The sequence below is a fragment of the Streptomyces tuirus genome (assembly GCF_014701095.1).
In the GTDB taxonomy this organism is placed as follows: Bacteria; Actinomycetota; Actinomycetes; order Streptomycetales; family Streptomycetaceae; genus Streptomyces; species Streptomyces tuirus.
This window is the reverse complement of the sequence record NZ_AP023439.1, coordinates 3,685,125-3,708,004: the sequence shown is the minus strand read 5'-3', so window position 1 is coordinate 3,708,004 and position 22,880 is coordinate 3,685,125. Positions and strand designations below refer to the sequence as shown.

Genomic DNA, 22,880 nt, shown 5'->3' with positions numbered 1-22,880 from the left:
GGCTACGGCACTTCCGTCAGCAACTGCTCGATCACGACGGCCACCCCGTCGTCGTTGTTCGCGACCGTCCGGCCCGAGGCGGCGGCGATCACGTCCGGGTGCGCGTTGCCCATCGCGTACGACCGGCCCGCCCAGGTCAGCATCTCCACGTCGTTCGGCATGTCACCGAAGGCCACGACCTGCTCGTGCGAGATGCCGCGCTCGGCACAGCACAGGGCGAGGGTGCTGGCCTTCGACACCCCGGGGCCGCTGATCTCGAGCAGGGCGCTGGGGCTGGAGCGGGTGACGTTGGCGCGGTCGCCGATGGCGAGGCGGGCCAGGGTCAGGAAGGCGTCGGGCTCGATCTCGGGGTGGTAGGCGAGGATCTTCAGCACCGGCTCCGCGGCGGCCGGGTGGTCAGGGCCCAGCAGCTCCTCGGCCGGGGCGAGGCTGTCCGGGGTCTCCATGTGGAGCTTCGGGTACGCCGGCTCCTGGTAGAAGCCGTAGGTCTGCTCCACCGCGTACACCGTGCCCGGCGCCGCGTCGCGCAGCAGCCGTACGGCGTCCAGGGCGTTCTCCCGGGCCAGTTCCCGCACCTTCACGAACCGGTGGGCGCCGGGTCCGCCGTGCAGGTCGACCACGGCGGCGCCGTTGCCGCAGATCGCCAGGCCGTGGCCGTGCACGTGGTCGCTGACGACGTCCATCCAGCGGGCCGGGCGGCCCGTGACGAAGAAGACCTCCACGCCCGCCTCCTCGGCGGCGGCCAGCGCGGCGACCGTGCGCGGCGACACCGACTTGTCGTCGCGCAGCAGGGTGCCGTCGAGGTCGGTGGCGATCAGCCGCGGCGGGAGGGTCTCGGCCGCGGTCTCGGGCTGTCGGGTCGCTGAGGTCACCCGGCTATTGTCCCGCACATGCCTGCACGGGCGTGCAGGGCTCCGCACAGGTGAGTGGATACCGCCCTCACCAGGAGCCCTGCACCGGCTGCCCTTCACCAGGAGCCCCTGGCCAGAGGCCCCCGGCACATCCCTCCGCGCTCAGCGCAGCTGCGCCGGCGCCTCCATCGCGATCTGCTCGAAGACCTTCTCGTCGGCCGCGAACGGCGAGTCGGGGATCGGCCAGTGAACCACGATCTCCGTGAAGCCCAGCTCCGCGTGCCGCCCGGCGAAGTCCACGAACGCGTTCAGGGACTGGAGCGGGGCGACACGGTCCGGCGTGAATCCGGTGAGCAGGACCCGGTCGAGATCGGTCATGTCCCGGCCGACCTCGGCGCAGATGTCGTCGAGCCGCTCAGCCTGCCCGCGAATGGCCTGAATCGACTGTTCAGACGTGCCACTCTCGTACAGCTTGGGGTCGCCGGTGGTCACCCACGCCTGCCCGAACCGGGCGGCGAGCCGCATTCCGCGCGGCCCGGTGGCGGCCACCGCGAACGGCAGCCTGGGGCGCTGCACACAGCCGGGGATGTTCCGCGCCTCGTGGGCGGAGTAGAAGTCGCCCTCGTAGGACACGGCGTCCTCGCTGAGCAGCCGGTCGAGCAGCGGGACGAACTCGGCGAAGCGGTCGGCGCGCTCGCGCGGCGTCCACGGCTCCTGGCCCAGCGCGGTGGCGTCGAAGCCCGAGCCGCCTGCGCCTATGCCCAGCGTGACCCGCCCGCCGGAGATGTCGTCGAGGGAGATCAGTTCCTTGGCGAGGGTCACGGGATGCCGGAAGTTCGGCGAGGTCACCAGGGTGCCGAGTCGCAGCCGCTCGGTGACGCTCGCGGCGGCCGTGAGGGTCGGTACGGCGCCGAACCACGGGCCGTCCCGGAAGGTGCGCCAGGACAGGTGGTCGTAGGTGTACGCGGTGTGGAAGCCGAGCTGCTCGGCACGTGTCCAGGCCGAACGGCCGCCTTCGTGCCAGCGGCGGTACGGGAGGATCACGGTACTCAGACGCAGACTCATGGCATCGAGCGTAAGGGAGTGCCGATGGTGGCCCGTGTTTCACGTGAAACAGTCACCAGGCGCGCCGGGTGAACGCGGACACAGTGCGCGGTCGGCCGGATGCGGTGGGTCAGTGCGGTTCGGGGAAGCGCAGATAGCGAGCCGGGACGGCGTCGGTCAGCCACACCCCGTTCGCGCTCACATGGAAGGCGTGGCCGTCGCGGTGCATGGCGCCCGCGTCCACCGTCAGCACGACCGGCCGGCCCCGGCGGGCGCCGACCCGGGTCGCGGTCTCCCGGTCGGGCGAGAGGTGCACGGCATGCCGGTTCATCGGCCGGAGCCCCTGGGCCCGGATGGCGTCCAGGCTGCGGTCGACGGTGCCGTGGTAGAGACGGGCGGGTGGGGTGGCCGGCGCCAGCCCGAGGTCGACCTCCACGCTGTGGCCCTGGCTGGCGCGGATCCGGGTGCCTTCGACGGCGAAACGCCGCTTGTCGTTGGTGGCGACGACGTGGTCCAGTTCGTCGCGGGTGAACCGGAAGCCGTGGGCGGTGGCCGCGGCGATCAATGTGTCGATCTCGACCCAGCCGGCCTCGTCGAGTGTGAGCCCGATGCGTTCCGGCTGGTGGCGCAGATGTTTCGACAGGTACTTCGACACCTTCACGGTGCGTCTCTCGTCCATCCCACCAGAGTGCGTGAGGGTCGGGAATCACGCGATCGAGTTTCGCTCCCGAGGTTTGATCCACAACCAAGTGCGGTTATCCACAGGGGAATTGGCGTCTCTGTGGACAACTGGCCCTCGCCACAAGGGCTTTGGGCCCTCAGACCGGCGGCTTCACCCGGGCGAGGCCCCGCAGAGCCCCCGGCGTCCACCGCGACAGCCAGCGCGCACCCCGCGCCTCCGGAGTCACCGGCACCACCGCCTCGTCGCGGGTCACGGCCCTCAGGATCGCGCGGGCGACCTTCTCCGGCGGATAGTTCCGCAGCCCGTACAGGCGGGAAGCGCGCTTCTGCAGCCGCTTCTCCTCCAGGGCGTCGACCCCCGCGAAACGCGCCGTCGACGTGATGGCGGTGTTCACGATGCCCGGGCAGACCGCCGTCACGCCGATCCCCTGCCCGGCGAGCTCCGCCCGCAGGCACTCGCTGAGCATCAGCACGGCAGCCTTGGACGTGCTGTACGCGGGCAGCGCACGGGACGGCTGGTACGCCGCGGCCGACGCCACGTTGACGATGTGACCGCCCTGCCCGCGCTCGGCCATCCGCCCGCCGAAGAGCCGGCAGCCGTGGATGACACCCCACAGGTTGACGTCGAGGACCTTCTTCCAGTCCTCCGGTGTGGTGTCGAAGAACGACCCGGACAGCCCGATCCCGGCGTTGTTCACCAGGACGTCCACCACTCCGTACTCCGTGGTGACCTTGTCGGCGAGCTTCTCCATGGCCTGTTCGTCGGAGACGTCGGCCGTCTCCGCCCAGGCGTCGGGGGCGCCCAGCAGGCGTGACGACTCGGCGGTGCGGGCCGCGGCCTCCGCGTTCCGGTCGACGGCCACCACCCGCGCGCCGGCCTCGGCGAACGCGAGCGCCGTCGCCCGCCCGATGCCGCTGCCCGCCCCGGTGACCAGCACGAGCTGCCCGCCGAACCGCTCCGCGTGCTCCCCGTTCGCCGCCCGCGGGGACCGCCCGCTCTCGACGGACGTCACGAACTCCTCGATCCAGGAGGCCAGCCGGTCCGGGCGGGTCCGTGGGATCCAGTGCCCCGCCTGGATCGTCCTGCGGGTCAACTGCGGAACCCACTGCTCCAGTTCGTCGTGGAGCCGCTCCGAGAGGAACCGGTCCTCCAGGGGCGTGATGATCTGCACGGGCGCGTGGGCGTGCGCGTCCGGGCGCGGCCCGCGCAGCCGGGGCCGGACGTTGTCCCGGTACAGCCAGGCCCCGTGGGCCGCGTCCGAGGGCAGGGAGGCGGTGGGGTAGTCGCCCCGGGGCACCTTCTCGAGGCGCTCCAGCATCCGCGGCCAGCGCTTGCCGAGCGGGCCGCGCCAGGCCAGCTCGGGCAGGACGGGTGTGTGCAGCAGATAGACGTACCAGGACCGGGCGCCCTGCCCGAGGAGCTGCCCGATGCGCCGCGGGGTGGGCCGCTGCACCCGCTTGCCGATCCAGTGGCCGAAGTGGTCGAGGGACGGCCCGGACATCGAGGTGAAAGAGGCGATGCGCCCTTCGGTGCGCCGGACGGTAGTGAACTCCCAGGCCTGCACCGAACCCCAGTCGTGCCCGACCAGGTGCACCGGCGCGTCCGGGCTGACCGCGTCCGCCACGGCCAGGAAGTCGTCCGTCAGCTTCTCCAGCGTGAACCCGCCCCGCAACGGCCGCGGGGCCGTCGACCGGCCGTGGCCGCGGACGTCGTACGCCACCACGTGGAAGCGGTCGGCGAGCCGCTCGGCGACCTCGGACCACACCTCCTTGCTGTCGGGGTAGCCGTGGACCAGGACTACCGTGGGCCGCCCGGGATCCCCCATCTCGGCCACGCACAGCTCGACTTCGCCGGTCCGCACCCTGCGCTCCCGCGCGCCCGTCAGCAACGTCATCCGGCGAATCTGGCAGTTGTTAGAGACTTCGTCAATAGGGCGCTGCCCCGGCCCCCACCCGGCGTGGTAACTCCCGAGAACCAGCTCCCCTAGGGGCCCGTAATACTCAGGGCTGATCCCAAGACAGCTCTGCGGAGTGATGACCGCCACGCGCACGGCCCCTACCTTCGAAGGGTGACTGTGATCGCGACCGAAAGCCTGAGCAAGCGGTTCCCCCGGGTGACCGCGCTTGACCGGCTCTCCGTGGACGTCGGACCCGGTGTGACCGGACTCGTCGGAGCCAACGGAGCCGGCAAGTCCACACTGATCAAGATCCTGCTGGGTCTGTCCCCCGCCACCGAGGGCCGCGCCGAAGTGCTCGGCCTCGACGTCGCCACCAAGGGCGGCGCCATCCGCGAGCGGGTCGGCTACATGCCCGAGCACGACTGCCTGCCGCCGGACGTCTCGGCCACCGAGTTCGTCGTCCACATGGCGCGCATGTCCGGCCTGCCGCCCACGGCAGCGCGCGAGCGCACGGCCGACACCCTGCGCCACGTCGGGCTGTACGAGGAGCGCTACCGCCCCATCGGCGGCTACTCGACCGGCATGAAGCAGCGCGTCAAGCTCGCGCAGGCCCTGGTCCACGACCCTCAGCTGGTCCTCCTGGACGAGCCGACCAACGGCCTCGACCCGGTCGGCCGCGACGAGATGCTCGGCCTCATCCGCCGGATCCACACCGACTTCGGCATCTCGGTCCTGGTCACCTCCCATCTGCTGGGCGAACTGGAGCGCACCTGCGACCACGTCGTCGTCATCGACGGCGGCAAGCTCCTGCGCTCCAGCTCCACCACGGACTTCACGCAGATCACCACCACCCTCGCCATCGAGGTCACCGACACCGACGAACACCCGGACGGCACCCGCGCGGTCCGCGAGGCGCTGCACGCGCGCGGGGTGAGCGTCGAGGACGGCAGCGGCCTGCCGGGCGCCGGCCACGTCCTGCTGCTCACCGCGCAGGGCGAGGAGACGTACGACGTGGTCCGGGACGTGATCGCGGACCTCGGACTCGGCCTGGTGCGCATGGAGCAGCGCCGGCACCACATCTCCGAGGTCTTCACCAGCACCGACGAGCGCGAGCAGCGGAAGGAGGCGGTCGGCCATGGCGGTTGAGCACTCCACGGGAACAGCCGCCCCGGCACCGGGCGACCAGACCCGCATCCACAACATCGGGTACCGCGACTACGACGGCCCCCGCCTCGGCCGCGCCTACGCCCGCCGCTCCCTGTACTCGCAGTCCTTGCGCGGCTCCTACGGCCTCGGCCGCTCGGTGAAGTCCAAGGTGCTGCCGATGCTGCTCTTCGTGGTGATGTGCGTGCCCGCGGCCATCATGGTCGCCGTCGCGGTCGCCACCAAGGCCAACGCCCTGCCCGTCGACTACACGCGCTACGCGATCATCATGCAGGCGGTCATCAGCCTCTACGTCGCCTCGCAGGCACCCCAGTCCGTCTCGCGCGACCTGCGCTTCAAGACGGTGCCGCTGTACTTCTCGCGGCCCATCGAGACCGCCGACTACGTCCGCGCCAAGTTCGCGGCGCTGGCCTCGGCACTCTTCATCCTCACCGCCGGCCCCCTGCTCCTGCTCTACGTGGGCGCGCTGCTGGCCAAGCTCGACTTCGCCGACCAGACCAAGGGATTCGCACAGGGGCTCGTCTCGGTGGCACTGCTCTCACTGCTCTTCGCCGGCATCGGCCTCGTCATCGCATCCTTCACCCCGCGCCGCGGCTTCGGCATCGCGGCCGTGATCGCGGTGCTGACCATCACCTACGGCGCGGTCTCCACCCTCCAGGCCATCGCCGACGCACAGGGCAGCGGCGAGGCCGTGCCATGGATCGGCCTGTTCTCGCCGATCACGATCATCGACGGTGTGCAGTCCGCGTTCCTGGGCGCGACGTCCGCCTCCCCCAGCGGGGTGGGCCCGAGCACCGCCGAGGGCGTCGTCTACGTCGTCGTCGCCCTGGGCCTGATCGCGGCGAGCTACGGCCTCCTGATGCGCCGCTACAAGAAGGTGGGACTGTGACCACGCTCAACATCGACCACGTCTCCCGCTGGTTCGGCAACGTGGTCGCCGTCAACGACATCACCATGACCATCGGCCCCGGCGTCACGGGCCTGCTCGGCCCCAACGGCGCCGGGAAGTCCACCCTCATCAACATGATGGGCGGCTTCCTGGCCCCCTCCACCGGCTCGGTCACCCTCGACGGCCAGGCCGTGTGGCGCAACGAGCAGATCTACAAGCAGATCGGCGTCGTCCCCGAGCGGGAGGCGATGTACGACTTCCTCACCGGCAAGGAGTTCGTCCTCGCCAACGCCGAACTGCACGGCCTCGGCGCCAAGGCGGCACAGAAGGCCCTGGCCACGGTCGAGATGGAGTACGCGCAGGACCGCAAGATCCAGACGTACTCCAAGGGCATGCGCCAGCGCGTGAAGATGGCCTCCGCGCTCGTGCACGACCCGTCGCTGCTGCTGCTCGACGAGCCCTTCAACGGCATGGACCCGCGCCAGCGCATGCAGCTGATGGACCTGCTGCGCCGCATGGGCGACGAGGGCCGCACGGTGCTGTTCTCGTCCCACATCCTCGAAGAGGTCGAGCAACTCGCCTGGCACATCGAGGTCGTCGTCGCCGGCCGGCACGCCGCCAGCGGTGACTTCCGCAAGATCCGCCGCCTGATGACCGACCGGCCGCACCGCTACCTGGTGCGTTCCAGCGACGACCGCGCCCTCGCGGCCGCGCTGATCGCCGACCCGTCGACGTCCGGCATCGAGGTCGACCTCGCCGAGGGCGCGCTGCGCATCCAGGCCGTCGACTTCGGCCGGTTCACGGCCCTGCTGCCGCGGGTGGCCAGGGACCACGGCATCCGGCTGCTCACGGTCTCGCCGTCCGACGAGTCCCTCGAGTCCGTCTTCTCGTACCTCGTCGCGGCGTAGGAGGCCCTGATGTACGACCCCACAGTCGCCCGGCTCACGTACCGGGCCCTGCTCGGCCGTCGCCGGGCCCTCATCCTCGGCGCCCTGCCGATGCTGCTGATCGTGATCGCCGTGGCGGTGCGCGGCCTGGCCGGGGCGGACGACCAGACCGCGGCCGACCTGCTGGGCGGCCTCGCCCTCGCCACGATGGTGCCGATCATCGGTGTCATCGCCGGAACCGGCGCGATCGGGCCGGAGATCGACGACGGCTCGGTGGTGTACCTGCTGTCGAAGCCGATCAAGCGGCCGACGATCATCTTCACCAAGCTGATCGTCGCGATCGCGGTGACCATGGTGTTCTCCGCGGTGCCGACGCTCCTCGCCGGCTTCATCCTGAACGGCAACGGCCAGCAGGTCGCCGTCGCCTACACGGTGGCCGCACTGGTCGCGTCCATCGCCTACGCGGCCCTGTTCCTGCTGCTCGGCACGGTGTCCCGGCACGCGGTGGTGTTCGGTCTCGTCTACGCGCTGGTCTGGGAGGCCCTGTTCGGCTCCCTGGTGCCCGGTGCGCGCACGCTGAGCGTCCAGCAGTGGTCGCTGGCGGTGGCCCAGAAGGTGTCCGGAGGGGACCTGGTCTCCTCGGACGTGGGTCTGACCACGGCGACGGTGCTGCTGCTGGCCGTCACGGTGCTGGCCACCTGGTTCGCCGGACAGAAGCTGCGCTCCCTCACCCTCGCCGGCGAGGAGTGACGTGCCCCGGCCCTGACGGAGACTTCACCTCGGTCAGGGCACACTGGGCGAACGGAATGTCGGAGAACCACACGGGAGTTGGACGGCTGGGAGGACGGGGATGGCGGACGAGAGAGCTCAGGACGAGACCCGGGACGACCTCGACGGGGTCGTACTGGACGAGGACTTCATACGCTCCGCCGGGACCTCCGAACCGTCCGCCCGTGCCCGGATGCTCGCCGCGAAGTGGCGCCGCGAGGAGCCCGAGCCGCAGCCCTGGCGCTCCGACGAGCCGCCGGCGGGCTGGTTCTTCAGCAAGGTCCGGCGGCGCAGGTGGCGCAGGAAGTAGCCGGTGGCGCAGGAAGTAGCCGGTGGCGCAGGAAGTAGCCGGCCGCGCCGCGGCGATCCGGGCGCCGATTTAATCAGTGGCGTCCAATTCGCCTGGCAGGCACAGTGGTTGTCGTCACCGCCGGGCGGAGAGCCCGGCGCCACGTTTTGGGAGAGGAGCGGGACGATGTCCATGCACGGCAGTACGTCCAGCTCCCTTCAGGGCAGCCCGCGGCGGGATCCGGAGTAGCCACCACCCCTCCGTCGAACCCGCCCCACACGGGGAGCTGCCCGGGGCGGCCGCTTCGAGCACGCGAATCGCACATCGCGTGGGCCGCCCACCCGGAGGATTGGCCGAGTGGTAAGGCACCGGTTTGCTAAACCGCGGTCGGGTCGAAAGGCCCGCGCACGTTCGATCCGTGCATCCTCCGCCGAGCACCACCCGACGCCGGGCGCGACCGGCCCTGGGCTCAGCACAGCATCGGGCGAGCCGCCCCACGTCCCACCGGGCGACGGCCCGGCGCTCAGCCCAGCAACCGCTCCAGCACCACCGCGATGCCGTCCTCGTCGTGGGAGGACGTCACCTCGTCGGCCACCGCCTTCAGTTCCTCGTGGGCGTCCGCCATGGCGACGCCGTAGGAGGCCCAGGCGAACATCGGTATGTCGTTGGGCATGTCTCCGAAGGCGATCGTGTCGGCTGCCTTCATCCCGAGCCGGCGGGCCGCCAGGGACAGGCCCGTCGCCTTGGACAGACCCAGGGGGAGAAGCTCGACAATGCCCTCGCCCGCCATCGTGACCGTGACGAAACCGCCGGCGGTCCGCGTGGCCGCCTCGCACAGCTCGTCGTCCGACAGGGTCGGGTGCTGGATGTACAGCTTGTTCAGGGGCGCGGTCCACAGGTCCGACGCGTCCGTGAAGGGCGTGGCTGGCAGAGTGCCCTGGACCGCGTAGCCCGGACCGACCAGCACCTCGCCGTGGAGGCCGTCTCGGCTCGCCGCCAGGTACAGCGGACCCACCTCCGCCTCGATCTTGGCCAGCGCCACCCCGGCCAGCTGCCGGTCCAGCGTCACCGACGTCAGCAGGCGGTGCGCGCCGGCGTCGTAGACCTGCGCGCCCTGGCCGCAGACGGCCAGGCCCTGGTAGTCGAGGTCGTCGAGGATGTGCCGGGTCCACGGGACGGCGCGGCCGGTGACGACGATGTGCGCGGCGCCCGCCGCGGTGGCCGCGGCGAGTGCGTCACGGGTGCGCTGCGACACCGTGTCGTCGGAGCGCAGCAGCGTCCCGTCGAGATCGGTGGCGACGAGCCGGTACGGGAAGCCTCCGTGGGAAGCCGTGTCGTTCACTTGGCCACCGGCTCCAGGACCTCCCGGCCGCCCAGGTACGGACGCAGCACCTCGGGCACGCGCACCGAACCGTCGGCCTGCTGGTGGTTCTCCAGGATCGCCACGATCGTGCGGGGAACGGCGCACAGCGTGCCGTTCAGCGTGGCCAGCGGCCTGACCTGCTTGCCGTCACGGACGCGGATCGACAGGCGGCGGGACTGGAACTCGCCACAGTCCGAGGTCGAGGTCAGCTCGCGGTACTTGCCCTGGGTCGGGATCCACGCCTCGCAGTCGAACTTGCGGGCGGCCGAGGCGCCCAGGTCGGCGCTCGCCACATCGATCACGCGGTACGGCAGCTCCAGCGAGGTCAGCCACTGCTTCTCCCACTCCAGCAGGCGCTGGTGCTCGGCCTGCGCGTCCTCGGGAGCGACGTAGGAGAACATCTCGACCTTGTCGAACTGGTGCACGCGGAAGATGCCCCGCGTGTCCTTGCCGTGCGAGCCGGCCTCGCGGCGGAAGCAGGGCGAGAAGCCCGCGTAGCGCAGGGGCAGGCGGTCGGCGTCGAGAATCTCGTCCATGTGGTACGCGGCGAGCGGCACCTCGGACGTGCCGACCAGGTAGAGGTCGTCCTCGGCGATGCGGTAGACGTCCTGGGCCGCCTGGCCGAGGAAGCCGGTGCCTGCCATCGCCTGCGGGCGCACCAGAGCGGGGGTCAGCATCGGGGTGAAGCCGACCGCGGTGGCCTGCGCCATCGCCGCGTTCACCAGGGCGAGCTCCAGGAGGGCGCCCACGCCCGTGAGGAAGTAGAAGCGCGAGCCGGAAACCTTGGCGGCCCGCTCGACGTCGATCGCGCCGAGGATCTGGCCGAGCGCCAGGTGGTCCTTGGGCTCGAAGCCCTCGGCGGCGAAGTCGCGGATCGTGCCGTGCGTCTCGAGGGTGACGAAGTCCTCCTCGCCGCCCACGGGCACGTCCGGGTGGACGAGGTTGCCGAGCCTCTGGAGCAGCTCCTGAGTCTCGGTCGCGGCGGCGTCGCGCTCGGCGTCGGCCGCCTTGACGTCGGCGGCGAGCTGGCCCGCCTTCTTCAGCAGCTCGGACTTCTCCTCGCCGGTCGCCTTGGGGATGAGCTTGCCGAGCGCCTTCTGCTCGGCGCGCAGCTCGTCGTAGCGGACGCCGGACGACCTGCGCCTCTCGTCGGCAGACAGGAGGGCGTCGACGAGCGCGACGTCCTCTCCACGGGCGCGCTGCGACGCGCGCACACGGTCGGGGTCCTCACGGAGCAGGCGAAGGTCAATCACGCGCCCAAGGCTACCGGTGCGGGGTGACCGTCCACGACTCACTATTCCGATGGCTACTTACGTACCGTTATGGGCGAATTGCGCACAGTGTCAATAAAGAAGACGCCTCTCCCCGGAACGAGGCATCCGGCGGGCGCCGCCTTGACTCGAATCCCTTGCGGGAGACGGGACTTGGGGTTGAGTTGTCCACAGGGATCCACACCCCGGGAAGAGTTATCCACAGGCTGTGTGCAAGATCTGTGGACTTCGGAATTGATCACTCCGGACGCCTCGACCACCTCATGAATTCCCTTCGCAAACCCGATCTACCCTCACTTTCGATGGAAAAAGGTCACCCCGAAGAGTTACGGAAGGGGAAACGGTGGACGAAGGGTGACCTGCCCGGTGATGGGTGCATCAGGGGCCTGTAGGGCGATTTGTCGACTGACTCACGCTTCGTTGTCGACTTGTCCCCAGGTCGAGAAGCGGACCTGTGGATAACTTCTGTGGATAACGACTATCAGCAGGTACGACCGGTCCGGGAACAGGCTCGGAAGCCGGTCAGAAACGCCCGTCCTGGCATCGCGCGACCCAGTCCGCCGCCCCCGCGAACTCCTCGTCGGAGGTCCCCAGGCGCGGCGGTTGCACATCCTCGGGCCGCAGGTCCGCGCGCGGGTAGGAGCCGAGGTAGCGCACCTGGAGGCAGATCCGCTTCAGACCCATCAGGGCGTCGGCCATGCGGCGGTCGGAGATGTGGCCCTCGGCGTCGATGCAGAAGCAGTAGTTGCCGATGCCCGCGCCGGTCGGCCGGGACTGGAGCAGCATCAGGTTGATGCCGCGGGTGGCGAACTCGCCGAGCAGGTCGCGCAGGCCGCCGGGGTGGTCGTCGCGCTGCCACAGCACGATCGAGGTCTTGTCCGCGCCGGTCGGCGCGGCGGGCCGGGCCGGACGGCCCACCAGCACGAACCGCGTCTGGGCGTTCTCCGCGTCGTGGATCCCGGTCTCCAGGGCCTCCAGGCCGTAGCGGGCGGCCGCGAACTCACCCGCGAAGGCCGCGTCGTACTGGCCCTCCTGGACCAGGCGGGCGGCGTCCGCGTTCGAGGCGGCGGACTCCCAGTGGGCGTCCGGGAGGTGCTTCTTCAGCCAGTTGCGCACCTGCGGCTGCGCGGCCGGGTGGGCCGAGACGGTCTTGATGTCCGACAGCTTCGTGCCCGGGCGGACCAGCAGCGCGAAGGTGATCGACAGCAGCACCTCGCGGTAGATCATCAGCGGCGCGCCGGCGACCAGCTCGTCCAGGGTGGTGGTGATGCCGCCCTCGACGGAGTTCTCGATCGGCACGAACGCGGCCTCGGCCTCGCCGGCGCGTACCGCGTCGAGCGCGGACTGGACCGACACGTACGGGATCAGCTCCCGGGTGGCGGCCTCGGGAAGCGTGCGCAGGGCGACTTCGGTGAACGTGCCCTCAGGACCGAGATACGCATAGCTCGCTGGCATGACCTCACCCTAATGGGCCCGCGGAAGCGCTATCCCCCACAAGCCCGTACAGGGGTGAACTCTCACCCCTCCAGCAACTTCTGCCCCACGTACTCGCCCTCCGCCGCCCCGCCGGGCACCGCGAACAGCCCGCTCGACTCATGGCGGATGAACTGCGACAGCGCGTCACCGCGGTCGAGCTTGCGCTGCACCGGCACGAATCCGCGCAGGGGATCGGCCTGCCAGCAGATGAAGAGCAGGCCGGCGTCGGGCACACCGTCGGTGTCGATGCCGTCGTGGAAGGAGAACGGGCGGCGGAGCATGGCCGCGCCGCCGTTCTGGTCGGGCCGGGTGATGCGCGCGTGGGCGTTGATCGGAACGACCAGGTTGCCCTGGGCGTCCGTCTTCTCCAGGTCCATGGCGGTCGTCTCCGTGCCCCCGGACAGGGCCGCCCCGTCGGACTTGCGGCGTCCGATCACGTCCTCCTGCGCCTTGACGGAGAGCTGCTCCCAGTCGTCGAGGAGCATGCGGATGCGGCGTACGACGGCGTAGGAGCCGTTCGCCATCCAGGCCGGTTCGGCCTTAGCGGGGACGAAGATGCGCTGGTCGAAGTCGGTTTCGCCCGGCTTCGGGTTGCGGGTGCCGTCGATCTGGCCCATGAGGTTGCGGGCCGTCATGGGGTGGGCGGTGGCGCCCGGGGAGCGGTTGAAGCCGTTCATCTGCCAGCGGACCCTGGCCGCCCGGCCCGCGTCCTTCTGGATCGCGCGCAGGGCGTGGAAGGCGACCAGGGCGTCGTTGGCGCCGATCTGCACCCAGAGATCGCCGTTGCTGCGGTTCTTGTCGAGGTGGTCGGAGGAGAACTCGGGCAGCGGGTCCAGGGCGATTGGGCGCTGCTTCTCCAGACCCGTCCGGGCGAAGAAGCTGTGGCCGAAGCCGAAGGTGATCGTCAACGACGACGGGCCCGCGTCACGGGCCACGTCGGTGTCGTCGTGGCTGCCCGGCTCGCCTGCCATCAGCCGCCGGGCCGTCTCCGACCAGCGGCGGAGCAGGGCCGCGGCTTCCTTGCGGCCGGAGCCCGCCGTCAGGTCGAAGGCCACCAGATGGCCGCGTGCCTGGAGGCCGTCGGTGATGCCGGGCTGATGTTTCCCGTGAAACATCGCCCGGTCCGTGCCGAGCGAGGTGAGCGGAGCGGCCGCCTCGGAGGGGGCGGTGGCGTAGCCCACGGCGGCACCCGCCGTGCCGAGGACGAGCCCGGTGGCACCCGCGGTGCCGAGCAGCCGCCGCCGTGAGAGGCCCTCGTGGGCGGGGGCCGCTTCGCTCTGCGCCGTGCCGGCCTCGGGGGTGCGGGTCTTCGGAAGGGACTGGTCAGGCATGGTCGTTCAGCCGATCTGCGCGTTCTTGGAGACGGTCACCTCGTCGATGTCGGAGGTCCGCACGGTCACGTCGACCTGCCAGTCCCCGGCCATGGGGATCTGCACTCCGATCGCCGACCAGTGTCCGGTGGCGATGTGGTCGGGGACGACGGGCAGGGGCCCGATGTCCTTGGCTTTGAGGGTGAACTCGACCTTCACCTCAGGGATGTCGAAGGCTTGGCCGTTGGGGCGTTCCACGTAGACGTGCATCTCGTTGCCGCCCACGCGGGCGGGGTCGACGTCGATGGTGACGATGCCCTTGCCGTCCTCGCCGCCGGTGTCGAACGGCATGTTCAGGGTCAGCGCCCCGGACGCGCCCTCGTCGGCGGAGGAGGACGCGGAGGCCGCGGTGGCCGCCTTGGCCTCCTGCTCGGTGCGTCCCGGCTCGGTCTGCGTCAGGACGGTGGTCACGGCGAGCAGCACGACCGCGATACCGGCCTCGGCCAGCACGGAGCGGCGCAGCCCGAAGCGGTTGGGGTCCGCGTCGCGCATCCGCCTCTGCTGGGCCGCGTCCCGGGCGGCCTGCTGCCGGGCGAGCTGCGCGGCGCGTTCGGAGTCGGCGGGCTCGGCAGGCTCGGCGGGTTCGGCGGGCCCGGCGGACTCGGTGCCGGGCTGCTCGTCGGTGTCGAGGCCGCTCTCGTTCTCCGCACGGGCGTCCCTGTCGCCGACGGCAGCGGCTTCCCCGGCGCCGTCAGCCCCCGCCCCGACGCGCGCCTTCTCCCGTACCGCCGATGCATCGACCGGCACCGTCTGTGCCAGCCGCCCGGTCCAGCGGCGCGAGATCCACGCGACGCCGACCAGGACGACCACTAGGGCGATCTTGGCCAGGAGGAGCTGCCCGTAGCGGGTGTCGGTGAAGGCCGACCAGGAGCCGAGCTGGCGCCAGGACTGGTACGTCCCGGTCGCGATCAGGGCGAGGACGCTGCCGAAGGCGACCTGGGAGAAGCGGCGTACGGCCGGTGCGTCGACGGGCGTGTCGGCGGGCGCGCGGTACAGGGCGACCAGCAGCGCGCCCAGCCCGCCGAGCCAGGCGGCGACGGCCAGCAGGTGCAGCACGTCGACCGGCATGGCGATGCCCGCCTGGAGGCCGACCGAGGCGTGCTCCGACATCGCCCAGCTCGCCGCGAGCCCGGCCGCCACCACGACGCCGCCGATCGAGAGCCCGAAGGTCAGGTCCCGCTTCTGCTCGGCGTCCTCGCTTGAATCAGGCTGTCGGCGCGAAGCGCCGTCGGTCAGGGTGGTGGTGGGAGACGGGCGGGCGTACGCGCCGAACAGCACGGCGATGAAGAGGGCCGCCGCGGCGAGCAGCAGCAGCCGGGACACCAGGGCCGCACCGCTCTTGGTCTGCAGCACCTGCCCGAGCAGGGACAGGTCGAAGATGTCGGCGACCTTCCCGGAGCCGGTGAAGGAGCCGCGCAGAAGCAGCAGGGCGAGCGTCGAAGCGGTGAGTGCGACCCACCCGGAGACGACGAACCGCTGCACCGGCCGCACCCCGGAACCGCGCCGCCAGCAGGCCAGCACGAAGGCGGCGCCGCCGGCCATCACGATGAACCCGGCGTACGACACATACCGTCCGAAGCCGTACAGCCATCCCACGACGCCGTCGTCGGTCGACTGCCCGGAGACCGACACGGATGTCTTGGAGGGGGCGCCGATGGAGAAGGTGTAGGCGCCGGCGACGGGATGGCTGTCCGCCGAGACGACCTGGTAGGCCACCGTGTACGTGCCGTCGGGCAGGCCCGAGTGCAGGGGCACGGCGTACGTCGTGCCGCTGACGGTGGCCGGTTCGGCCGTGTCGACGCGCTTGCCCTCGGGGTCGAGGACGCGCAGCGAGTCGTCGGACAGTGCGACCGGTTCGGAGAAGGTGAGCGTGATCCGGGCCGGGGCCTTGTCGACCACCGCCCCCTGCCCGGGGTCGCTGCCGGTCACCGCGGCGTGCGCGGAGGCCGGGCCGGCTCCGGTGAGGAGTGCGCAGGCCGCGGCCAGGAGCAGCAGCACCAGTGTCCGGACGCGGGGGGCGATGGTCTGCGTCACAGGGGTCCCTCCCTCAATGTCCGGTCTTCGGGGTGTAGGTCGCCGGCTTCACCGGCATCTCGACCTTCACGGGTCCGGAGTGGGCGAAGTGCAGCTCGACGGAGACCGTCTGACCTTCCTTCGGCTTGCTCTTCAGCTGTTCGAACATCAGGTGGTCGCCGCCGCTCTTCAGCTCCAGCCGGCCGCCCGCGGGGATCTTGAGGCTCTTGACCTCCTGCATCGCCCCGTCGACGGTCTCGTGCACGGTGACCTGCCGGGCGATGTCACTGGTGACCGAGGTCAGCTCGTCGGGGGCAGCGCCCTTGTTGGTGACGGTGAGGAAGCCGGCCGCCATGTCGCCGGACACCGGTTGCGGCATGTAGGCGGAACCGGCGGACAGTTCCGCCTTCCCGGAGCCGTTGTCGCCGGAGTCGGCCGAGTCGGAGCCGCCGCAGCCCGCCAGGGCCAGCGCTCCGGCTATGGCCAGGGCCGCCGGGCCGAGCCGCCGCCTCACGGGTTCTCCCCCTTGATGATCTTGGGGAGGTCCTTGGTGTAGTCGTCGACCTTGGCGTTCTCGCCGTAGAGCACGTAGCCGCCGTCGGTCTTCGGGGAGAAGGCGATGACCTGGGTGCCGTGCTCGGAGATGAGCTTGCCGTTCTTGTCCTTCCGCGTCGGCTCGATGGAGATGCCGAGGGTGCGGGCGCCGGCCTGGATGGTCGCGAAGTCGCCGGTGAGACCGACGAACTCGGTGTCGATGCCCTTGAGCCACTTGCCCAGCCCGGCCGAGGTGTCGCGCTTGGGGTCGGTGGTGACGAACACCACGCGCAGCTCGTCCTGTTCGGCCTTGGGCAGCTGCTTCTTGGCGACGGCGATGTTGTTCATCGTCAGCGGGCACACGTCGGGGCAGTGGGTGTAGCCGAAGTAGATCAGCGTGGGCTTGCCCGCGGTCTCCTTGCGGAGGTCGTACTTCTTGCCCTGCGTGTCGGTGAGGACCAGGTCCGGCTTCTCGAACGGCTTGTCGAGGACGGTGGCGGCCTTGTCGGAACCGGCCTCCTCCGACACCACGGTGACGGGCTTGTCGCTGTCGTCGCCGCTGCCGCATGCGGTCAGGGTGAGGGAGGCGGCGGCGAGGAGTGCGGCCGCGGCGAAGGTCTTGGTGCGCATAGAAAAATGTCCCAGATGTCGGTGACCCGGCGCGCACCGGATCCCCGCAGGGGGCGGGGATCCGGTGCGCGCCGTCAACGGAAGCGGCGTCAGGCGTTGGACCGCCGGCGCCCGGCGAGCACGCCGTAGGCGACGCCGGCGGCGCCGACCACGATGCCGACGATGCCCAGCACGCGGGCGGTGGTGTCGGTGCCGTCGGAGGAGGCGGAGTCGTCGGCGGCGGTGTGGGTGGAGGCCTTCTCGGCCGACTTGGCGTCGGAGTCGTCATCGGACGCAGCGCCGTGGTGCCCGTCCTCGGAGGCGGCGGACAGCTCCAGCACCGGGGCCGGGTTGTCGGGCTCCTCCTTGCCCTTCTCCGGCACCTCGATCCAGCGGACGACCTCCTTGTTGGAGTACGTCTGCAGGGCCTTGAAGGCCAGCTGGTCGGTGTCCTCGGGGAGCTGGCCGACCGAGAGCGGGAACTTCTCGAAGTAGCCGGGCTCGATCCCCTTGCCGTCGGCGGTCCAGGTGACCTTGCTGACGGCCTCGGTGATCTTCTCGCCGTGCATCTCCAGCGGCTTGTCCAGCTTGGACTTGGTGACCTCGATCTTCCAGCCCGGCATCGGCTCCGGCATGACGGAGGCCAGCGGGTGGTCGGTGGGGAAGTTGACCTCGAGCTTGGTGGTGGAGGCGTCGTCGCGCTCGTTGGGGACCTTGAAGTCGATGACCGCGTAGCCGCCCTTGGCAGCCGTGCCCTCGGGCTGCACGGAGACGTGCGCGAAGGCGGGGGCGGACAGGGCGAGAACGGTGACACCGGCGGCGGCACCGGCCGCGACGATTCGGGAAGCCTTCATGAAAGGAGCACTCCGCTGTGAGTCGGTCTGGATGAGGAAGGAGGGATGCGCGCCCACGCGCGTGCCGCACGACGGCGGCCCCTCCTCCGCGGGATCCAGGAATCCAGGGCTCCGGCAAGGAGTCCCGGGCATCCGAGGGGCGGAAGTGGTGGTGGTCGCGTCGCGTCAGGCGGCGAGGGCGAGTGCGGCTGCGGAAGCCGGGGAGGCCGGCGGGCCGCGACGGATGACCGAGTGCTGGAGTGCCGTGGTGCGCGGCATCGGGGGCGCGGGCCGGGCGGTGTGCGCCGGGCGCGGGTGGGCCTCCGGGGCTCCCGGAAGCCCGGCGCGCAGGGCGCGTACCAGCGCGAGAGCGGCCCGCAGGGAGCGCATGAGCGCTCCCTCGGTGACTCCCTGCGCCGACAGTTCGGTGAGCCGCAGCAGCGCCAGGTCGCCGTGGCGCAGCAGCCAGCCGGCGGCGAGCGCCGCGAGGACGTGTCCGAGCAGCATCGGCAGGGACGGCCACAGCGAGGCGGCGGAGCCGGGGACGGCGTCCGCGGCCAGATGCGTGTGGGCCCGGGTGGGCGGCTGGATCCGGGCGTCGGTGAGGATCTTCTGCGCTTGCACCGGGCTGATCGCCGCCGCCGTGGTGCCGCACGCGAATCGCGCGGCCTGCTGGATCAGTGCGGCGTCGCTCCCGCCCGCGGGCACCGAGGACGTGACGGCGGCCGTACCGTGCTGGCCGAGGCCGAACAGGGTGTGCAGCACCGTCTGACCGGCCGCGAGCAGTGCCGTGATCCCGACCAGCGAGCGCACGCGCCCGGCCAGCGGAGCGGCCACGGCGGCGACCCCGAAGAACCCGGCGCCCAGCGTCCACAGCGGGATGCCGTCGCAGGAGGCGACTGCGTGACCTGCCCCGGCCAGCACGACACAGACCGCGGCGAACACCGCGGCCCGCAGGATCCGGAGCGTGTGTCCGGAGCGCGTCGCGCGCGCGTGGGGGGCAGTCATGGCGGGCTCATCATCGCACTGGCCCCGCATGCCCCGTGCGGCAGGTCCACAAGATGCCATACGACCGGAACGTCACGCTCTGGCACCGCGTGCCCCCGGATGCGCCGAAGTCTGCCCTCACATACACCGATCAGGACCAGCACGCATCCGCCGTATGGGCGGCGTCACGTCAACTTCACGCTTACACATGGGCACGGAGGGCAATACGTATCGGTATGTCGAGCCGCAGCCAGGAGGCTGGAGCATGAGCATCTGGTGGTCACTCCATCTGCGGCGCGAAGCTGCGAGCGTGCCGCTCGCCCGCCGCCTGCTGATCGGCACGATGGAGACCGCGGGCGTCGACCCGGACATCTCCTACGACCTCTCCGTCGCCCTCAGCGAGGCGTGCGCGAACGCCGTGGAGCACGGCGGGGACACCGGGCGCGGCCCCGGCTCGGAGGCGTACCGGGTCACCGCCTACCTCGACGGCGAGAAGTGCCGGATCGAGGTCGCCGACGCAGGCCCGGGTTTCCCCGCGGCGCCCGCAGGCCGGTCCCGCCCGCCGATCCGCCCCGCTCACTCCGACGCGGAGAACGGCAGGGGGCTGTGCCTCATCGAGGAGCTCGCCGACCATGTCCACATCGGCAACAAGCCGGGCCGGGGTGGAGCCGTGGTGAGCTTCGACAAGGTCCTGAAGTGGCGGTCCGGCGCACCGCTGATGGCGGTCTGACCCTCCCGACGACGGGGCGGTGTTTCACGTGTTTCACGTGTTTCACGTGAAACACCGCCCGTGACCGGACCGGCGCCCTTACAGCGCGTCCCAGTCCAGCGTCGTACGCGCCAGCCCCGCCACCTCCGTCAGCAGCGCCAGCCGTGCCGCGCGGACCGCCGGGTCGGGGTCCATCACCAGCACCTCGTCGAAGAACACGCCGATCGCGTCGACCAGCGGGGCGGAGACCTCGATCAGCGCGCCGAGATCGTCCTCGCGGCCCTGCAACGCCTGGCGTACGGCCTGTGCGCTCTCGGCGAGACTCAGTTCGGCGGGGGCGGTCAGCAGTGACGTGTCCGCCGCCTCGACACCGCCCTCGGGCAGGATGCGCACCACCCGCTGGAACGCGGCGGCGAGCGCCTCGAACGCCTCGCTTCCGACATGGCGCTCCAGCGTGGCCAGCGTGCGATCGCCATGGGCGGGCCGGTCGGCCCAGACCAGGACCGCCTGGACGAGCCGGTGCTCGTGCCCGGCGTCCGTGAGCTGCTGCTCATAGCGCCGGGTGATCAGCTCGGCGGCCTCGGCGACCCGCTCGGCGGGTACCTCGACGCCCTGTGCGGCATACCGTACGGCCGCCGCGCGCAGCCCCTCGCTCACCCGCACCCCGGCCACGGCGGGCAGGCTCCGCAGCACGTTGAGCAGCCCGATCGCGGCCCGGCGCACCCCGTACGGGTCGGAGCTTCCGGTGGGTGCGGCGCCGATCAGGAACATGCCCGTCACCAGGTCGAACCGGTCGGCGAGGGACAGCACGGCCCCCGCGTCACCGGCGGGCAGGGCGCCTCCGGCGGACCGGGGCAGCTCCATCTCGGCCAGTGCCCGGGCGACCTCCGGGGACTCGCCGGCCCGGCTGGCGTACTCCTCGGCCATGACCCCGGCCAGCCCGGAGAACTCGATCACCATCTGCGAGGCCAGGTCGAACTTGGCCAGCGCGCCGGCCCGCCGTACGACCTCCACCGACTCCTCCGGGAGCCCGGCCCGTCCGGCCAGGTCCTGGGCGAGGGAGGCGAGCCGGACGGCACGGTCGGCGACCGTGCCCAGCCGGTCCTCGAAGGTCAGCTTGTCCAGCCGCCGCCGGAACTCCTCCGGCGCCACCTTGAGGTCGGCCCGCCAGAAGAACGCGGCGTCCTCGTAACGGGCCCGCAGCACCGCCTCGTTGCCCGCCCGCACCACGTCGTCGTCGCACAGGGCGTTGGCGAAGGTCACGAAGTGCGGCATGAGCCGCTCGCCGTCCAGCACCGGCAGATAGCGCTGGTGCTTGCGCATCACGGTGGTCAGCACGCTCGCGGGCAGTTCGAGGTAGCGCTCGTCGAACGACCCCCGCACGGCGTAGGGGAACTCCAGGATGTCGGTGATCTCGTCGATCAGCCCGGCCTGGCCCTCGACGTCGATGCGCCCGCCCACCTCGGCGGCGGCCTCCAGGGCCCCGCGCACGACCGCGCCGCGCCGGGCGTCCCGGTCGAGCAGGATGCCATGCATGTGCAGGAAGTGCGGGTAGCCCTCGGCGGAGGTCACCCGGACCTCCGGGTAGGGGGCCTGCCGCTGCACCCGCGTGGTGTCGCCGGCCGACAGCGAGGAGACCACGACGGGCAGGGGAGTACGGCCCAGCAGCGCGAGCAGCCAGCGCACGGGGCGCGAGAACGACAGCCCCGGGTCGCTCCAGCGCATGTTGCGTCCGGCCCGCAGCCCGGAGACGACCTCGGCCAGCAGATCGCTGAGCACCTCGACCGCCGGGCGGCCCTCCTCGTGCCGGGTCAGGGCCACGTACTCGACGCCCTTGACCTCGACGATCCGCACGTCCGTCGGTTCGGCGCCCTGGCTGCGGGCGAAGCCCAGCAACGCGGGCGTGGGAGCGCCGTCCTTGAAGGCGGCGGCGACCTTGGGCCCGCGCACGGTCTTCATGGTGTCCCGCTCGCGCGGCTGCACACCGTCGACGGTGATCACGATCCGGCGCGGGGTGGCCAGCACGTTGATCGCGCCGTGCCCCAGCCGGGTCGCGGCGAGCTTGGCGGTGACCGACTCGCGCACCGCCTCGGTGGTCGCGGGGACGTCGGCGTAGGGCAGTTCCTCCACGCCGATCTCGAAGAGCAGCGTCTCGACGCCGGGCACCTTGGGCAGCACGGCCCGCTCGGCCGGAGCGGGCGCCGCCGCCCGCCCGAGGGGATGCTCCAGCGCGGCCCGCCGCCGCTCCCACAGTTTGGCCGTCTCGTGGGTCAGGCCGCGCATCAGCGAGAACGCCTTGGCCCGCTCGGTGGTGCTGATCGCACCGCGCGCGTCGAGCACGTTGAAGGTGTGGCTGCACTTGAGCACGTAGGTGTACGCCGGGACCGGCAGCTCCAGGTCCAGCAGGCGCCGGGCCTCGGCCGCGTACGACTCGAACAGCCGGTGGTTGGTGTCGATGTCGGCGTCGTCGAGGTAGTAGCGGCTCATCTCGTACTCGTTCTGCCCGAACACCTCGCCGTAGGTGATGCCCGGCGCGTAGGCGATGTCCTTGAAGTGGGACACGCCCTGAAGGTTCATCAGGATGCGTTCGAGACCGTATGTGATCTCCACCGACACCGGGTCCAGGGCGACGCCGCCGACCTGCTGGAAGTAGGTGAACTGGGTGATCTCCATGCCGTCCAGCCAGACCTCCCAGCCCAGCCCCCAGGCGCCGAGGGCGGGCGAGGCCCAGTTGTCCTCGACGAACCGCACGTCGTGCGCGTTCAGGTCGACGCCCAGGGCGCGCAGGCTGCCCAGGTAGAGCTCCTGCGGGTTGCCCGGGTCGGGCTTGAGGATCACCTGGAACTGGGTGTGGGTCTGGAGCCGGTTGGGGTTCTCGCCGTAGCGCGAGTCGTCCGGCCGCACGCTGGGCTCCACGTAGGCGACGCTCCACGGCTCGGGACCGAGCACCCGCAGCGCCGTGGCCGGGTTGGCCGTACCGGCTCCGACCTCGGTGTTCAGCGGCTGCGTGATCATGCAGCCGTTGTCGCTCCAGTACTTCTGGAGGGTGAGGATGGCGTCCTGCATGGTCAGCGCCGTCGATACGTTCTTCATGATGATCGCGCCTGTTCCCCGAGTCGGACCGGCAAGGTCGGCCATGATCTCATACGTCAACTACCGCTGACCTGCTGTTTCTTGACCGACCGGTTGGACGTGTGAGGGAAGGGCCAGTAGGTGCCCCAGGGGGCGATGGAAAGGGGCCCAC

General features: G+C 71.1%; 20 protein-coding genes and 1 tRNA gene. 7 read left to right on the top strand and 14 right to left on the bottom strand.

From position 1 onward, the window contains the following. Positions 1–2 precede the first annotated feature (2 nt). From IGS69_RS17035 to IGS69_RS17020, 4 genes are all read right to left on the bottom strand, one after another. A complete protein-coding gene (locus IGS69_RS17035) occupies positions 3–890 on the bottom strand; it encodes a Cof-type HAD-IIB family hydrolase (protein ID WP_190900709.1) in 888 nt (295 codons plus the stop codon). Positions 891–1,013: 123 nt separating this feature from the next. Beyond that, a complete protein-coding gene (locus IGS69_RS17030; protein WP_190900707.1) occupies positions 1,014–1,916 on the bottom strand; it encodes an LLM class flavin-dependent oxidoreductase in 903 nt (300 codons plus the stop codon). A gap of 109 nt (positions 1,917–2,025) precedes the next feature. Continuing rightward, entirely contained in the window at positions 2,026–2,574 is a 549-nt protein-coding gene (locus IGS69_RS17025) for an RNA 2'-phosphotransferase (protein WP_190900704.1), read from the bottom strand. 139 nt (positions 2,575–2,713) lie between these two features. After that, positions 2,714–4,471: an SDR family oxidoreductase gene (locus IGS69_RS17020; RefSeq protein ID WP_190900702.1), complete on the bottom strand. Its 1,758-nt coding sequence runs from the start codon at positions 4,469–4,471 to the stop codon at positions 2,714–2,716. A 180-nt stretch (positions 4,472–4,651) separates the two neighbouring features. Between IGS69_RS17020 and IGS69_RS17015 the strand changes: the two genes are divergently transcribed. From IGS69_RS17015 to IGS69_RS16990, 6 genes are all read left to right on the top strand, one after another. Beyond that, a complete protein-coding gene (locus IGS69_RS17015) occupies positions 4,652–5,620 on the top strand; it encodes an ABC transporter ATP-binding protein (protein WP_189590592.1) in 969 nt (322 codons plus the stop codon). Continuing rightward, complete coding sequence (locus IGS69_RS17010) at positions 5,610–6,527, top strand: ABC transporter permease (RefSeq protein ID WP_190900700.1); 918 nt, start codon at positions 5,610–5,612, stop codon at positions 6,525–6,527. The genes IGS69_RS17015 and IGS69_RS17010 overlap by 11 nt, the downstream gene beginning before the upstream one ends. Continuing rightward, on the top strand, positions 6,524–7,435 hold the full coding sequence (locus IGS69_RS17005) for an ABC transporter ATP-binding protein (protein ID WP_190900698.1): 912 nt from the start codon (positions 6,524–6,526) through the stop codon (positions 7,433–7,435). Before IGS69_RS17010 ends, IGS69_RS17005 begins: the two co-directional genes overlap by 4 nt. A gap of 9 nt (positions 7,436–7,444) precedes the next feature. After that, positions 7,445–8,164: an ABC transporter permease gene (locus IGS69_RS17000; protein WP_190900696.1), complete on the top strand. Its 720-nt coding sequence runs from the start codon at positions 7,445–7,447 to the stop codon at positions 8,162–8,164. A gap of 100 nt (positions 8,165–8,264) precedes the next feature. Next, positions 8,265–8,492 (top strand): SGM_3592 family protein, encoded by a 228-nt coding sequence (locus IGS69_RS16995; protein ID WP_190900694.1) that lies wholly within the window; start codon positions 8,265–8,267, stop codon positions 8,490–8,492. A gap of 322 nt (positions 8,493–8,814) precedes the next feature. After that, positions 8,815–8,901 (top strand) — tRNA-Ser (locus IGS69_RS16990). Positions 8,902–8,994: 93 nt separating this feature from the next. Here the strand turns inward: IGS69_RS16990 and IGS69_RS16985 are convergent. The 9 genes from IGS69_RS16985 to IGS69_RS16945 form a co-directional block, all read right to left on the bottom strand. Continuing rightward, a complete protein-coding gene (locus tag IGS69_RS16985) occupies positions 8,995–9,813 on the bottom strand; it encodes an HAD family hydrolase (RefSeq protein ID WP_190900692.1) in 819 nt (272 codons plus the stop codon). Next, positions 9,810–11,087 carry a serine--tRNA ligase gene (gene serS, locus IGS69_RS16980; protein WP_190900690.1) on the bottom strand — a complete coding sequence of 426 codons (1,278 nt, stop codon included), beginning with the start codon at positions 11,085–11,087 and terminating at the stop codon, positions 9,810–9,812. The genes IGS69_RS16985 and serS overlap by 4 nt, the downstream gene beginning before the upstream one ends. 540 nt (positions 11,088–11,627) lie before the next feature. Next, positions 11,628–12,560 carry a prephenate dehydratase gene (gene pheA, locus IGS69_RS16975; RefSeq protein WP_190900688.1) on the bottom strand — a complete coding sequence of 311 codons (933 nt, stop codon included), beginning with the start codon at positions 12,558–12,560 and terminating at the stop codon, positions 11,628–11,630. A 62-nt stretch (positions 12,561–12,622) separates the two neighbouring features. Next, on the bottom strand, positions 12,623–13,912 hold the full coding sequence (gene efeB, locus IGS69_RS16970; protein WP_190900686.1) for an iron uptake transporter deferrochelatase/peroxidase subunit: 1,290 nt from the start codon (positions 13,910–13,912) through the stop codon (positions 12,623–12,625). Positions 13,913–13,918: 6 nt separating this feature from the next. Beyond that, entirely contained in the window at positions 13,919–15,985 is a 2,067-nt protein-coding gene (locus IGS69_RS16965; protein WP_190900684.1) for a copper resistance CopC/CopD family protein, read from the bottom strand. 13 nt (positions 15,986–15,998) lie between these two features. Next, positions 15,999–16,478 (bottom strand): copper chaperone PCu(A)C, encoded by a 480-nt coding sequence (locus IGS69_RS16960; RefSeq protein ID WP_190900682.1) that lies wholly within the window; start codon positions 16,476–16,478, stop codon positions 15,999–16,001. Further along, positions 16,475–17,128, bottom strand: a complete 654-nt coding sequence (locus tag IGS69_RS16955; protein ID WP_190900680.1) for an SCO family protein — start codon at positions 17,126–17,128, stop codon at positions 16,475–16,477. The genes IGS69_RS16960 and IGS69_RS16955 overlap by 4 nt, the downstream gene beginning before the upstream one ends. 89 nt (positions 17,129–17,217) lie before the next feature. After that, positions 17,218–17,961 carry a YcnI family copper-binding membrane protein gene (locus IGS69_RS16950; protein ID WP_190900678.1) on the bottom strand — a complete coding sequence of 248 codons (744 nt, stop codon included), beginning with the start codon at positions 17,959–17,961 and terminating at the stop codon, positions 17,218–17,220. Between the two features lie 165 nt (positions 17,962–18,126). Continuing rightward, positions 18,127–18,948, bottom strand: coding sequence for a hypothetical protein (locus IGS69_RS16945; protein WP_190900676.1), 822 nt, complete (start codon positions 18,946–18,948; stop codon positions 18,127–18,129). A gap of 244 nt (positions 18,949–19,192) precedes the next feature. Between IGS69_RS16945 and IGS69_RS16940 the strand changes: the two genes are divergently transcribed. After that, positions 19,193–19,657, top strand: a complete 465-nt coding sequence (locus IGS69_RS16940; protein WP_190900674.1) for an ATP-binding protein — start codon at positions 19,193–19,195, stop codon at positions 19,655–19,657. A 78-nt stretch (positions 19,658–19,735) separates the two neighbouring features. Here the strand turns inward: IGS69_RS16940 and IGS69_RS16935 are convergent, their stop codons facing one another. Beyond that, complete coding sequence (locus tag IGS69_RS16935) at positions 19,736–22,729, bottom strand: glycine--tRNA ligase (RefSeq protein WP_190900672.1); 2,994 nt, start codon at positions 22,727–22,729, stop codon at positions 19,736–19,738. Positions 22,730–22,880: the final 151 nt, after the last annotated feature.

What these genes read in the sequence shown, in the direction of transcription:
- IGS69_RS17030 (WP_190900707.1), bottom strand. Translation starts at nt 1,916, where the DNA reads ATGAGTCTGCGTCTGAGTACCGTGATCCTCCCGTACCGCCGCTGGCAC.
- IGS69_RS17025 (WP_190900704.1), bottom strand. Translation starts at nt 2,574, where the DNA reads ATGGACGAGAGACGCACCGTGAAGGTGTCGAAGTACCTGTCGAAACAT.
- IGS69_RS17020 (WP_190900702.1), bottom strand. Translation starts at nt 4,471, where the DNA reads ATGACGTTGCTGACGGGCGCGCGGGAGCGCAGGGTGCGGACCGGCGAA.
- IGS69_RS17010 (WP_190900700.1), top strand. Translation starts at nt 5,610, where the DNA reads ATGGCGGTTGAGCACTCCACGGGAACAGCCGCCCCGGCACCGGGCGAC.
- IGS69_RS17000 (WP_190900696.1), top strand. Translation starts at nt 7,445, where the DNA reads ATGTACGACCCCACAGTCGCCCGGCTCACGTACCGGGCCCTGCTCGGC.
- IGS69_RS16995 (WP_190900694.1), top strand. Translation starts at nt 8,265, where the DNA reads ATGGCGGACGAGAGAGCTCAGGACGAGACCCGGGACGACCTCGACGGG.
- pheA (WP_190900688.1), bottom strand. Translation starts at nt 12,560, where the DNA reads ATGCCAGCGAGCTATGCGTATCTCGGTCCTGAGGGCACGTTCACCGAA.
- efeB (WP_190900686.1), bottom strand. Translation starts at nt 13,912, where the DNA reads ATGCCTGACCAGTCCCTTCCGAAGACCCGCACCCCCGAGGCCGGCACG.
- IGS69_RS16955 (WP_190900680.1), bottom strand. Translation starts at nt 17,128, where the DNA reads ATGCGCACCAAGACCTTCGCCGCGGCCGCACTCCTCGCCGCCGCCTCC.
- IGS69_RS16950 (WP_190900678.1), bottom strand. Translation starts at nt 17,961, where the DNA reads ATGAAGGCTTCCCGAATCGTCGCGGCCGGTGCCGCCGCCGGTGTCACC.
- IGS69_RS16945 (WP_190900676.1), bottom strand. Translation starts at nt 18,948, where the DNA reads ATGACTGCCCCCCACGCGCGCGCGACGCGCTCCGGACACACGCTCCGG.
- IGS69_RS16940 (WP_190900674.1), top strand. Translation starts at nt 19,193, where the DNA reads ATGAGCATCTGGTGGTCACTCCATCTGCGGCGCGAAGCTGCGAGCGTG.
- IGS69_RS16935 (WP_190900672.1), bottom strand. Translation starts at nt 22,729, where the DNA reads ATGAAGAACGTATCGACGGCGCTGACCATGCAGGACGCCATCCTCACC.